This window comes from Microbacterium sp. bgisy207 (assembly GCF_965345035.1).
Classification (GTDB): Bacteria; Actinomycetota; Actinomycetes; order Actinomycetales; family Microbacteriaceae; genus Microbacterium.
Map to the genome: position 1 here is coordinate 40,799 of NZ_CBDRMG010000003.1, position 12,599 is coordinate 53,397.

Genomic DNA, 12,599 nt, shown 5'->3' on the forward strand with positions numbered 1-12,599 from the left:
CCGGTGGGCCGACGACGTGAGTCTAGTTCGAGTGGGCCGTGCTCACCCGCGGGCGGTGCCCGCGACGAGCTCGCGCGCCGTCGCAGCCAGTCCCGCCAGACCGCCGTCGCGCAGCGCGCGTACGAGCGCCGTGCCGACGATGGCACCGTCCGCGTACTGAAGCACACTCTGGACGTGATCCGCGTTCGAGACGCCGATCCCGACGCATGCACGCTCGGCACCGTGTTCCCGCAGGCGCGCTACGAGCGTACGCGCGGCGGCATCCAGCTGTGCTCGCTCCCCCGTGATGCCCATGGTCGAGACCGTGTAGACGAACCCCGTCGTCTCTCGCACGATCATCTCGAGTCGATCGTCGGTGGACGAGGGTGCGGCCAGGAAGATGCGGTCCAGTCCCGTTCGCCCGCTCTCGGCGAGCCAGTCCGGCGCGGCATCGGGGGTGATGTCGGGCGTAATGAGCCCCGCTCCGCCGGCGGAGCGGAGGTCGTCCGCGTACCGGGCGACGCCGTACTGCACAACGGGGTTCCAGTACGTCATGACGAGCACCGGAATGTCGACCCGTGCCGTGATTTCCCGCACCGCGGTGAACGTGTCCCGCATCCGGAAGCCCGCGGCCAGTGCCGCGTTTGTGGCCTCCTGGATGACGGGGCCGTCCATGACCGGATCGGAATACGGCGGACCGAGCTCGAGGACATCGACGCCACTGTCGGCGAGCGTGACCGCCGCCTCGATACTCGTGGCCAGGTCAGGGAAGCCGAGTGGGAGGTAGCCGATGAGCGCCCCTCGGCCCTCTGCGCGGGCCGCGTCGATCGCTGCGGCGACGGCGCTCACGCCTCCGCCTCCGCGTCGTAAAGCTCGAACCACCGCGCTGCGGTGTCCATGTCTTTGTCTCCACGGCCCGACAGGGAGATCGCGAGCACCGCGTCGGGACCCAGGTCCCGTCCGATCCGCAGGGCGCCGGCAAGAGCGTGCGCGGATTCGATCGCGGGGATGATGCCCTCGGTACGCGAGAGCAGACGCAGCGCCTCCATCGCTTCGGTATCCGTCGCGGGGATGTACTGCGCCCGGCCGATGTCCGCCAGCCACGCGTGTTCCGGACCGACACCTGGGTAGTCCAGGCCCGCCGAGATGGAGTGTGACTCCACCGTCTGCCCGTCCTCGTCCTGCAGCACGAAGGTCTTCGCGCCGTGCAGGATCCCGGGCGTTCCCCGCTCAATGGATGCCGCGTGCCGGGGGGTGTCGACGCCGTCGCCAGCGGCCTCGACGCCGTACAGCGCAACGCCCTCGTCGTCCAAGAACGCATCGAACATGCCGATCGCGTTCGATCCGCCGCCCACACAGGCGAAGACGGCGTCTGGCAACCGTCCGATCTCGTCGAGCAGTTGCGCGCGCGCCTCCTCGCCGATCACCTTCTGGAAGTCTCGGACCATCGCGGGGAACGGATGAGGGCCCGCCGCCGTGCCGAAGATGTAGTTCGTGGTCTCGACGCTCGCGACCCAGTCTCGGTACGCCTCGTTGATCGCATCCTTCAGCGTCCGCGACCCCGTCGTGACGGGGATGACCTCGGCGCCGAGAAGTCGCATGCGTGCGACGTTGAGCGCCTGGCGTTGGGTGTCGACCTCGCCCATGTAGATGGTGCACTCGAAACCGAAAAGCGCAGCTGCGGTGGCCGTCGCGACGCCGTGCTGGCCGGCTCCCGTCTCGGCGATCACCCGGGTCTTGCCGAGCCGTTGCGTCAGCAGCGCCTGTCCGAGCACGTTGTTGATCTTGTGCGATCCGGTGTGATTGAGGTCCTCACGTTTGAGGAAGACGCGGCCGGCGCCGGTGTGCTCAGCAAACCGCGGCACCTCGGTCAGCGCCGAGGGTCTGCCCGCGTAGGAGCCGAGCAGCCGAAGAAACTCCGCCTGGAACGCGGGGTCCACCCGGGCGGCCTCGTACTCGGCGGTGAGTTCATCGATCGCGGCGATCAGCGATTCGGGCATGAAGCGCCCACCGAACTCGCCGAAGAACGGACCGCGCTGCTCTCGCAGGCTCGTCGTCATGATCCTGCCTCCAGGAACGTCTTGAGGGTTGCGACGGGATCGCCGGTGACCAGCGCCTCGCCGATGAGCACGACATCGGCGCCGGCAGCCCGGTAGTGGGCGACGTCGTCGGGGGTGAGCACCGCGGACTCCGCGACCGCGATCGCATCCGTCGGGAGCGAGTCGCGGAGGCGACCGAACAGGTCGCGGTCGAGCTCGAAGGTCGACAGGTCCCTCGCGTTCACTCCGATCAGGCGGGCACCGATGTCGGATGCTCGCTGCACCTCGTCGAGCGAATGGGTTTCGACCAGCGCGGTCATCCCGAGGTCTTCGATGAGGCGGAGCAGGCGCGTGAGGGTTGGCTGGTCAAGGGCTGCCACGATCAGCAGCACGATGTCCGCTCCCGCGGCGCGGGCCTCGAACACCTGGTATTCGGTCGAGATGAAGTCCTTGCGCAGCACCGGCAGGCTGACCGCGTCACGCACCGCCGTCAGGTCGTCCAGGCTGCCCTTGAAGCGCCGTTGTTCGGTCAGGACCGAGATCGCCGATGCGCCACCGCGCTCATAGAGCGACGCGAGATGGGCAGGGTCAGGGATCGCTGCGAGGTCGCCGCGCGAGGGGCTCGCGCGCTTCACCTCCGCGATGATGCGCACCTGGGGCGCCGGTGCGAGCGCCGTCAATGCCGCGAGGGGGGCTGGGCGCGAGAGAGCGACGCGTTCGACATCGGCGAGCGGCCGCACGGATTCGCGCGTCCGGGCGTCCTCGAGTGCGCCGGCCGTGAGGTCGGCGAGCATGCTCAATGCTCTTTCGCGCTGTACCGGGAGCCGCCGACGCCATATCCCGCTTTGGCCATGATCCAGCCGACGAGCAGGCCGACAACGACGAGGGCGACGGAAGCCCATACGAGCCACGGGATGTCGAGGAAGAACGCCACCGTGCCCAGCGCGATGGCGGCGAGCATGATGACGACAGCCGTCCAGGCCGCCGGCGAGTGTCCGTGGCCGGGGTCGCCGATGGTGTTGCTCATGGATCTCCTCCGGTAGTGCTCGGGCTCTGGCTCAGTCTAGCGGTCAGGTCGTGGGGTCCTCGCCACGCGAAAGGTCGTCCCACGAGTCGATGGCATCGAGCGGTTCGCCGTGGCGTGCACGATCTCCCCGGCCTGCCCGGTACCGTCGGCCACCCTCGGGCCACCGGTGCGCGGTCATCACGACCCAGAGTCCGCCGGCTGCGAGGATGACGGCCGCGACGAGGGTCAGCGCGGGCCACGCGGTCGTCGAGATCCCCTCGACCAGTTCGTCGATGGCGTTCTGGCCACGGATCCCCGTCACGGCGCTGACCTCGGTGGCGACGGCGCTCAGCGGCGGTCCGAAGACCACCGGCGCGGTCAGAATCATCAGGACGACGCCCAGCGCCGCTCCGAGGACACCGAACACGGGGCGCAGCACTCGCCCGACGATCGACACGGCAGCTCCCAGCGCCAGCGCCGTGAGGCTCAGCGGCGCAAGGAGTACGACCGCGGACGCACCGGGAACGGCCAGAGGTTCGGCCGCTCCGTCGCTGAGCAGCACCAACAGCCACGTTTGCGTGGACGAGATGAGCCCGGTGGCCCCTGACAGCAGGAACGCCACGACACCGATCAGCCGAGCTCGCGCGATCATAACGTCTCACTGCCGACGGTCGGTTCCAGATCGGTCGTGTCGAAGCAGCTGCGCGTACCGGTGTGACACGCGGCGCCGATCTGGTCCACCTGGATCAGGAGGGCGTCGCCGTCGCAGTCCAGCCGCGCACCCCGGACATATTGAACGTGACCCGACGTGTCGCCCTTGCGCCAGTACTCGCGGCGAGAGCGGGACCAGAATGTCACCCGACCGGTACTGAGCGTGCGTCGGAGGGCCTCGGCGTCCATCCACCCGAGCATGAGCACCTCGCCGGTATCCCACTGCTGGATGATGGCGGGGGCAAGCCCATCGGTGTTGAACGCGACGGCAGCGATGCGCGCTTCAAGATCGGTCATCGACGCACCTCCACGCCCTCGGCGGCCAGGGCGGTCTTGACCTCGCCGACGGTGAGTTGACCGGTGTGGAACACGCTCGCCGCGAGCACGGCATCCGCTCCCGCGTGCACGGCCGGTGCGAAGTGCTCGACGGCCCCGGCGCCGCCGGAGGCGATGACAGGGACGGAAGAGACCTCGCGCATCAGGGAGACGAGCTCCAGATCGAAGCCCTCACGAGTACCGTCAGCATCGATCGAGTTGACCAAGAGCTCCCCCGCACCGCGATCAATCGCCTCCCGGGCCCAGGCGAGAGCGTCGAGCGCGGTCTCGGTCCGACCACCGTGGGTCGTGACGACGAAACCCGAGGGAACGGCATCCGAACGTGTGACATCCAGTGAGAGCACGAGCACTTGGGCTCCGAAGCGATCGGCGATCTCGTCGATAAGGCTCGGCCGCGCAATCGCCGCCGAATTGACACCGACCTTGTCGGCCCCGACGCCCAGAAGTCGCGCGACGTCGTCGGCGGAACGCACGCCACCCCCCACCGTGAGGGGGATGAAGACCTCCTCGGCGGTGCGCTGGACGACATCGTAGGTCGTCGCGCGCTCATCGACGGTCGCGGTGACGTCGAGGAACGTGATCTCGTCTGCGCCCTGGCGGAAGTACGTCGCAGCCAACTCGACGGGGTCGCCCATGTCGCGCAGGTTCAGGAAGTTGACGCCCTTCACCACACGGCCCGCGGCAACGTCGAGGCACGGAATGACACGGGTCGCGACGGCCATCTACAGCCTCGCCGCGTGAATCTCGGTCACGAGGATGGCGCGAGCGCCGATCGCGTAGAGCGCATCCATCACCTGGTTGACGCCCTTGCGAGGACTCATGACGCGCACCGCGACCCACGACGGGTCGCGCAACGGCGAGATCGTCGGTGACTCGATGCCCGGGGCGATCTCCACGGCGCGGTCGACCAGGTCGGCCGGAAGGTCGTAGTCGATCAGGACGTACCGGCGTGCGACCATCACGCCGCGCAGACGCCGCAGAAGCGTCTCGGTGCCCTCGACCTGCCTCGGCCCTCCAATCAGGACGGCCTCGGACTCGAGGAGTACGGGCCCGAAGATCTCCAGCCCCGCCTGCTTGAGCGTCGTGCCCGTCGAGACCACGTCAGCGACCGCGTCCGCGACGCCGAGCCGCACGGCTGACTCCACGGCGCCGTCGAGCGGCACCAGGTCAACGGCAATCCCGCGGTCATCGAGGAAGGAGTCCACCAGACCCGGATAGGCCGTCGCGACACGCATCCCTTCGAGGTCGGTGATGTCGCTGAAGCGGCCGGGAGGGCCGGCGAACCGGAACGTGGAATCGGCAAAGCCCAGCGCCTCGATCTCGCGAGCGGGCATGCGCGCGTCCAACAGCAGATCCCGGCCGGTGATCCCTACGTCGAGGGCGCCGGACCCGACGTATGTGGCGATGTCGCGCGGGCGCAGGTAGAAGAACTCGACCTCGTTGGCGGGGTCGATGACGTGAAGGTCCTTCGGGTCGCGGCGGCCGGTGTACCCGGCCTCGCTCAGCATGGCGGCGGATGTCTCGGACAGCGAACCCTTGTTGGGCACGGCGATTCGCAGCATGGGGGTCTTTCGGGTCGAAGCGGGAGGGGCGACGGGTTCAGAGATGTCGGTACACGTCCTCGAGTGAAAGCCCCTTCGCGAGCATCAGCACCTGCAGGTGGTACAGCAACTGCGAGATCTCTTCCGCGGCGGCATCGTCCGATTCGTACTCGGCGGCCATCCAGACCTCCGCGGCTTCCTCGACGATCTTCTTCCCGATCGTGTGGATGCCTGCGTCGAGTTCGGCAACCGTGCCCGACCCTTCGGGGCGGACCTGCGCCTTCACCGTCAACTCGGCGAACAGCTCCTCGAACGACTTCACTATGCCAGGGTAGCGAACCGCGCGCGATCGTCGGTCAGTGCCGATGCGCGCCGGTGCCGAGCGCGCGCAGGCGTGAGATCGCGAGATCGGGCTCGTCTGCCCCGAACACCGCCGACCCGGCCACGAAGGTATCGGCTCCCGCGGCGGCTGCCTGCTCGATCGTCGAATCCGAGATACCGCCGTCCACCTGGAGCCAGACCGACGAGCCCCGCCGGCGACATTCGTCGGTGAGCAGGCGAAGCTTGGGCATCATGTCGGCCATGAAGGATTGACCGCCGAAGCCCGGCTCCACCGTCATCACGAGAATCTGGTCGAACTCGTCGATGTAGGGGAACAGGGGCTCCACGGGGGTGGCGGGCTTGAGCGCGATACCGGCGCGTGCGCCGATTGATCGGAGCCTGCGCGCGAGGGCCACCGGCTCGGTCGTGGCCTCGGTGTGGAACGTCACCGACGCAGCCCCCAGCTCGGCGTAGCCGGGCGCCCACCGGTCGACGTCATCGATCATCAGGTGCACATCCAGCGGCACGGGGGACGTGGCCTGGATCCGCTCGACCATCTGCGGTCCGAACGTGAGGTTCGGGACGAAGTGATTGTCCATGACATCGACGTGGACGAAATCAGCGGCGGCGATGCGCTGCAGTTCGGCCTGCATGTTCACGAAGTCGGCGGCGAGGATGCTGGGATTGATGCGCACCGCGCCCGTCTGCGTTGCGGCGTCATGCGAACTCACCCCTCCATTATGGGCGACTCGCTGTGTCACCCCGTTCGGCGCAGCAGGGTGATCGACATCGCATCGGTTCCGTGGCGGTGCGGCCACAGCTGCGCTCGGCCGCTTCCAGCCCGTGGCGCGGGAAGGTCGAGAGGCGACCCCGAGACCCGACGCAGCACGTCCCGGGCGTCGAGTTCCTGGACGCTGTCCCCGTAGCGGCCCACCACCGCCGCCACGACGTCGCGTGTCTCGGCGAGGTGAGGTGAGCAGGTGACGTATGCGACGACGCCGCCCGGACGCAGGCCGGCGATCGCGGCGTCGAGCAGCGCGCGCTGAAGCTCAGCGAGCGGCGCAACGTCCTGAGGGGACTTACGCCACCTCGCCTCGGGTCGACGGCGCAGGGCGCCGAGCCCGGTGCACGGAGCATCGACGAGGATCCGGTCGTACTCGGCCGAGCCGGCGCGGTCGCGACCGTCCTGCTCCGAGACGGGGACCGCGAGCGGGATCGCCTCCAGCGAGCGGCGGACGAGCCCTGCACGCGCCGTCGACACCTCGTTCGCTTCGAGCTGGACGGCGGTTCCCGCCTGCTGCGCCTGAAGTGCACGGGCAGCCAGGAGCGCGGTCTTCCCCCCGGGTCCGGCGCACAGGTCGAGCCACCGCTCCCCCGCGCGTATCGGCCCCGACTCCGCGAGGGCGAGCGCCGCCAACTGCGAACCCTCATCCTGGACACGCACCGTCCCCTGGGATTGCGCGACGAGCCGTCCGGGGTCACCGCTGGGCGCCCGGAAACCGTGGGGGGAGAACGGGGTAGGCTCGGCGTCTTCGGGGATCGCGGCGAGCCCCGGAAGCGCTGTCATCGTGACGCGGGGTGGGTCGTTGTCGGCCGACAGGAGCTCGAGGAGCTCCCCGGCCCGTCCCTCGTCATCGAGTGCCCGTCGGAGGGCGCGGATGACCCACACCGGATGCGAGGTCCGCACGGCGAGCCGTTCGTCGTCTGATCGCGCCGCCTGTTCGGCACGCCTGATCCAGGTGGCCGCGTCGGTCTTTCCGACGGCGCGGAGCACCGCGTTGACGAAACCGACGGCCCGCTCCCCCGCCACCGAGCGGGTCAGAGCGACGGACTCGTTGACGGCGGCGTGCGGGGGAACCCGTGTGGCCAGGAGCTGGTGCACGCCCAGGCGCAGGATGTCGCGCACCGGCGGGTCGAGGGATTCCGGGGGTCGGTTCGCCGCCACCGCGATGACGGCATCCCAGGTGCCCTGCTGACGCAGGGTGCCATACGTGAGCTCCGTGGCGAGCGCGGCGTCGCCCGGGCTGAGTCGGGCGCGCGCGATCGCGGGTGGGAGGACGAGATTGGCGTACGCGTCGGCCTCATGCACCGCTCGCAGCGTGTCGTATGCGACGCGCCGAGCCGAGACGGTCCCGCTCATGCGTCCGCCCCGGCGACGTCAGGGTGTGCGTCGGATTCCCCGGGACCGTCGAGCTGCAGATCGTCGGCGCGGGCGCCGCGCCACCAGTCGCCGGCATCCATCGGGGGTTTGCCGGCCGGCTGGACGCGCTGCAACGCGATCGGTTCGGTCCCCGTTCCGACCACCACGGTCTTGGCGTGTGCCCTCACCAGCCCGGGGCGCAGGGGCGGCGTGCCCGCGGGCGCAGGGCCGATCGCCAGGATCTTCAGGCGTGCTCCGCCTGCGGTCGCGAACGCACCCGGTTCGGGTGTGACCCCGAGGATGCGCGACACCACTCGCTCGCGCGGCTGATCCCAGTCGACGCGGCCATCGGCGATGGAGAGCTTGGGCGCGTACGTCACCTCCCCGCGCTGTGGACGGCCGTGGGCTCTGCGGTCAGCGATGTCGTGCACGACGTCGGTGAGAAGGCGCGCGCCGGCGTCCGCAAGCGTGGAGAGGAGCTCGCCCGCGGTGGCCTCCGGGGGCCGAGGGAACCGGATCTCGCCGAAGACGTCGCCGTCGTCCAGACCGGGGGTGAGATGGAAGACTCCCGCCCCGATCTCGGCGTCGCCGGCGATGATGGCGTGCTGAACGGGCGCGGCGCCTCGCCACCGCGGAAGCGTGGAGAAGTGGAGGTTGATCCAGCCATGGGGCGGCGTGGACAGCAGCGGCTCACGGATGAGCGCGCCATACGCGACGATCACGCCGAGCTCGGGGTCCGCCAGGCGCACCGCCTCGAGGGCGGAGTCGTCGAGGCGTGCGGTACGTAGCACGGGAAGATCGAGCGCGGTAGCGGCGCTCGCCACCGGAGAGGGGGTCAGTGTCCGTCGGCGCCCCACCGGCGCATCGGGACGGGTGATCACCAAGGCGATGTCGTGACCGGCGTCCGCGAGAGCCCGCAACGAGGGGACAGCGGCGTCGGGAGTTCCCGCGAAAACGAGTCTCATGAGTGCGCCTCCAAAGTGAGATCGGGCAGATCGAGTCGGATCCGCAGTGTCGCACGTGCGGCTCCGCCGCGCGTGCGGCTGCGGCGGCCTCGGAGCGCGTCGGCCACAACCGCGGCACGCAGCGACCGCGCGACGTCTGCGCCATCGTGGTAGTCGAAACGCACGAGCGCGCGCACGCCGTTCTCGTGCGGTGTCTCGGTCTGCACCGGTACCGGTCCGAGGATGTCAGCCGCCCGCAGTCGAGGCAGATCCTCGCGCAAGGCTGCCAGGGCAGCCTCCACCGATGCGCGTGTGCCTTCCAGGGCAGCGACCCGGACCGCGGGTGGCATCCGGAGCTCCGCGCGCTCGGCCAGTTCGGCGCGCGCGAAGGCGGGCTGCGTCCAGGTCGCGAGGGCGCGTCCGAGCGCACCGGCGACGCCGACCAGGTGAACCGGCGCTCCGGGCGCGGCCAGAGCTGCCGCGTTCGACCACCACCGCAGACAATGCTCAGCGATCCGCAGGTCTTCCGCGAGCAGCATCCGTTCGCCATCTAGCAGCAGGACCGCTCGGTACCCGCCCGGGACGAACGGCTCTGCGCCCCGCGTCGCAACGACCAGCGCCGGCGCGGCGGGCACGTCGTGGACCTGGTGCTCCGAGTCGGAGACGATGACACGGATGCCGGGAAAGGCGCGACCGAGTTCCTCGGCGGTGCGCCGGCTGCCCGATCCGACGAGGATCAGCCGCGTCCCCGCGCAGGTCGCGCAGGTCCAGGCGTCGGCGCGCCGCCCGCAGGCTGCGCAGACCGGCGTCGCACCACGCGCAGCGGCGTGCAACGGTCCGCCGCAGGAGCGGCAGCGTGCGGGCCGGCGGCAGTCAGCGCAGGCAAGCACAGGAGCGTACCCCGGGCGGGCGACCTGGATGAGAACCGGTCCGGTCCGGACCGCGTCGCGCGCCGCGGTGAACGCCGCTGACGGAATCCGCGCGGCACCGGTCTCGCCCTCGCGCAGCGGAGTGAGGACCACGCGCGGCGAGGTCGGTCGGCGAGCGGTGATCTCGGTGACCCACCCGATGTCGACCAACCGTTGCACGTCCGTCGATCGCGTGTATCCGGCGAACAGAAGTGCGGAGTGCTCCTGCTCCTGGCGCACAAGGGCGGCATCGCGCGCGTGGACTCCCGGCGAGAGCGGCTCGCGAAGGAGTGGATCGCCGTCGTCCCAGAGGGCGATGAGGCCGAGGTCGTGGACCGGCGCGTAGACGGCGGACCGGTTCCCGATCACGATCGAGGGCACCGGCTCGAGCAGACGGAGGTACGCCGCGTAGCGGGCGGGCGCGCTTTGCGCAGCATCCGTCCTGACCACTGCGTCTGCGACCCCGAGTGCGATCAGGCCCTGCTCGAGCTGATCGAGATCCCGGTGGTCGGGCACCACCAGGATGCTGCTGCGGTCGCGCGCCAAGAGGGAAACCGCGGACGCGGCAAGCATCTGCACCCACCCCGACGGCGTCTGTGGGGTCGGCGCGCGCCCTGTGGGCGCCGTGATCGCCGCGCGCGTGCCCGCAGCAAGCGCCTCTTCCAGTGCGGGAAACTCCCGCAACGTGTGCGCCGCCCGTTCCACGGTGTCCGCACCAAGGGGCGGCGCTGAGGCACGGTCGGCGCTCTGCCAGGCTTTCTCGGCGCGAACCATACGCCGGGGCACGACCAGGCGCAGAACGTCGGATGCGGATCCTGCCGATCGGTCGGCGACTTTTCGGGCGAGGTCGTAGAGCCGGCGCGGCAGCACGGGGACCGGAGAGACGACGGCGTCCACCGCCGACAGCGGACGGTCTGCGGAGGGTTCGTCGCTCAGCTCCACGATGTAGCCGTCGACGATGCGGCCCGCCGCGCGAAGCGGAACGCGCACGCGCACACCTTCGCGTGCGGTGGGGGCGAGATCGTCGGGAATCGCGTAGTCGAAGAGCCGATCCAATTGCGGCAGCGGCGAGTCCAGAAGCACTCGCGCGATGCGCCGAGTGGTCATCTCACAAACCGGCGGCAGCGCGCAGATCGTCGGCGCGGTCGGTGCGCTCCCACGTGAAGTCTGCGAGCTCCCGACCGAAATGCCCGTACGCAGCTGTTCGGGCATAGATGGGACGAAGCAGGTCGAGCTGGTCGATGATCGCTTTCGGGCGAAGATCGAACACCTCGAGGATCGCCGCGGTGATGACATCATCCGGCACGTGTCCGGTGCCGAAGGTCTCGACGTACAGGCCCACCGGTGCGGCCTTGCCGATCGCGTAGGCGACCTGCACTTCGAGGCGCTCTGCCAGACCTGCCGCGACGGCGTTCTTCGCGACCCAGCGCATGGCGTACGCCGCAGAACGGTCGACCTTCGATGGATCCTTGCCGCTGAAGGCCCCGCCGCCGTGACGGGACGCTCCCCCGTATGTGTCGATGATGATCTTGCGGCCGGTCAGCCCCGCATCTCCCTTGGGTCCGCCGATGACGAACGGGCCCGCCGGATTGATGTAGTACTTCACGTCGGGAAGGTCCAACCCCGTGCTCTCGAGAACGGGATCGATGACCGCCTCGCGGACCTGGGCCCGCAGATCGTCCTGAGAGATGTCGGGATGGTGCTGGGTGGACAGCACGACCGACTCGACTGTGCGGGGCACTGCGCCCTCGAAGCCCAGCGTGACCTGCGTCTTGCCATCGGGCCGCAGGAACGCGAGCTCTCCGGAGCGCCGGACGGCGGCCAGACGCTCCGCCATCCGGTGCGCAGTCCACGCCGCAACGGGCATGAGCTGCGGCGTCTCGGTCGTCGCGTAGCCGAACATGATGCCCTGGTCACCGGCGCCCTGTTCGTCCCGCGGGTCGGAGGAACCGCGCTCACGCTGTTCGAAGGCCTTGTTCACCCCTGACGCGATGTCGGAGGACTGCGCCCCGATCGACACGCTCACGCCGCACGATTCGCCGTCGAAGCCGGTCTCGCTGGACGTGTACCCGATGCGGTTGACGACATCCCGAACGATCGCGGGGATCTCGACATACGCCGAGGTGCTGACTTCGCCGGCGACGTGGACCAGACCGGTCGTCACGAGCGTCTCCACGGCGACGCGCCCCCGCGGATCCTCATTGAGGATCGCATCGAGAATGCTGTCGGAGATCTGGTCGCAGATCTTGTCCGGATGACCCTCGGTGACCGATTCGGACGTGAACAGACGCAACGAGGTCATGGAGCTCCCGTCAGTGGTGGACGCCGATCAGTATCGCGCCGGTGGACGACACCGGCGCGCGCGGAGGTGAGGGTCAGTCGATCGGACGCAGGCGGAGCTTGTCTTCGTTGATCTCGTGAAGCGCGATCGTGAGCGGCTTGTCCTCGACGGTGGAGTCGACGAGCGGACCCACGTTGTCGAAGAGGTTGCCCTCATGCAGATCCGAGTAGTAGTCGTTGATCTGACGGGCCCGCTTGGCGGCGTAGATCACGAGCTGGTACTTGGAATCGACCTTCTCGAGAAGACTGTCGATGGGCGGCTCGATGATGCCCTGATTGTTCCCGGCCATGGCGGAATCCCTTCGCTGGCGACGGATGTCGGTGAGAGGTCTAC

The 12,599-nt window shown here is 69.4% G+C and carries 15 protein-coding genes; all 15 read right to left on the minus strand.

The window, feature by feature from the left end; genetic code table 11:
* Positions 1-42: 42 nt before the first annotated feature.
* Complete coding sequence (gene trpA, locus ACSGC5_RS03320) at positions 43-828, minus strand: tryptophan synthase subunit alpha (protein WP_434969189.1); 786 nt, start codon at positions 826-828, stop codon at positions 43-45.
* Positions 825-2,039, minus strand: coding sequence for a tryptophan synthase subunit beta (gene trpB, locus ACSGC5_RS03325; protein ID WP_434969190.1), 1,215 nt, complete (start codon positions 2,037-2,039; stop codon positions 825-827). The genes trpA and trpB overlap by 4 nt, the downstream gene beginning before the upstream one ends.
* Entirely contained in the window at positions 2,036-2,812 is a 777-nt protein-coding gene (trpC, locus tag ACSGC5_RS03330; RefSeq protein WP_434969191.1) for an indole-3-glycerol phosphate synthase TrpC, read from the minus strand. The genes trpB and trpC overlap by 4 nt, the downstream gene beginning before the upstream one ends.
* Positions 2,813-2,814: 2 nt before the next feature.
* Complete coding sequence (locus ACSGC5_RS03335) at positions 2,815-3,045, minus strand: DUF6704 family protein (protein WP_434969192.1); 231 nt, start codon at positions 3,043-3,045, stop codon at positions 2,815-2,817.
* Between the two features lie 43 nt (positions 3,046-3,088).
* Positions 3,089-3,676 carry a Trp biosynthesis-associated membrane protein gene (locus tag ACSGC5_RS03340; protein WP_434969193.1) on the minus strand — a complete coding sequence of 196 codons (588 nt, stop codon included), beginning with the start codon at positions 3,674-3,676 and terminating at the stop codon, positions 3,089-3,091.
* Positions 3,673-4,032, minus strand: a complete 360-nt coding sequence (hisI, locus tag ACSGC5_RS03345) for a phosphoribosyl-AMP cyclohydrolase (protein WP_434969194.1) — start codon at positions 4,030-4,032, stop codon at positions 3,673-3,675. The genes ACSGC5_RS03340 and hisI overlap by 4 nt, the downstream gene beginning before the upstream one ends.
* On the minus strand, positions 4,029-4,793 hold the full coding sequence (gene hisF / locus ACSGC5_RS03350) for an imidazole glycerol phosphate synthase subunit HisF (protein WP_434969195.1): 765 nt from the start codon (positions 4,791-4,793) through the stop codon (positions 4,029-4,031). The genes hisI and hisF overlap by 4 nt, the downstream gene beginning before the upstream one ends.
* A complete protein-coding gene (gene hisG / locus ACSGC5_RS03355) occupies positions 4,794-5,633 on the minus strand; it encodes an ATP phosphoribosyltransferase (protein ID WP_434969196.1) in 840 nt (279 codons plus the stop codon).
* A gap of 37 nt (positions 5,634-5,670) precedes the next feature.
* Positions 5,671-5,934 carry a phosphoribosyl-ATP diphosphatase gene (locus tag ACSGC5_RS03360; RefSeq protein WP_434969197.1) on the minus strand — a complete coding sequence of 88 codons (264 nt, stop codon included), beginning with the start codon at positions 5,932-5,934 and terminating at the stop codon, positions 5,671-5,673.
* 34 nt (positions 5,935-5,968) lie between these two features.
* Complete coding sequence (gene rpe / locus ACSGC5_RS03365; protein WP_434969198.1) at positions 5,969-6,664, minus strand: ribulose-phosphate 3-epimerase; 696 nt, start codon at positions 6,662-6,664, stop codon at positions 5,969-5,971.
* A gap of 26 nt (positions 6,665-6,690) precedes the next feature.
* Positions 6,691-8,073, minus strand: a complete 1,383-nt coding sequence (locus ACSGC5_RS03370; protein ID WP_434969199.1) for an RsmB/NOP family class I SAM-dependent RNA methyltransferase — start codon at positions 8,071-8,073, stop codon at positions 6,691-6,693.
* Positions 8,070-9,038: a methionyl-tRNA formyltransferase gene (gene fmt, locus ACSGC5_RS03375; RefSeq protein ID WP_434969200.1), complete on the minus strand. Its 969-nt coding sequence runs from the start codon at positions 9,036-9,038 to the stop codon at positions 8,070-8,072. Before fmt ends, ACSGC5_RS03370 begins: the two co-directional genes overlap by 4 nt.
* Positions 9,035-11,032, minus strand: coding sequence for a primosomal protein N' (locus ACSGC5_RS03380; RefSeq protein WP_434969201.1), 1,998 nt, complete (start codon positions 11,030-11,032; stop codon positions 9,035-9,037). Before ACSGC5_RS03380 ends, fmt begins: the two co-directional genes overlap by 4 nt.
* Position 11,033: 1 nt before the next feature.
* On the minus strand, positions 11,034-12,227 hold the full coding sequence (gene metK / locus ACSGC5_RS03385) for a methionine adenosyltransferase (protein ID WP_434969202.1): 1,194 nt from the start codon (positions 12,225-12,227) through the stop codon (positions 11,034-11,036).
* 73 nt (positions 12,228-12,300) lie between these two features.
* Positions 12,301-12,555 (minus strand): DNA-directed RNA polymerase subunit omega, encoded by a 255-nt coding sequence (gene rpoZ, locus ACSGC5_RS03390; RefSeq protein WP_267189766.1) that lies wholly within the window; start codon positions 12,553-12,555, stop codon positions 12,301-12,303.
* Positions 12,556-12,599 lie beyond the last annotated feature (44 nt).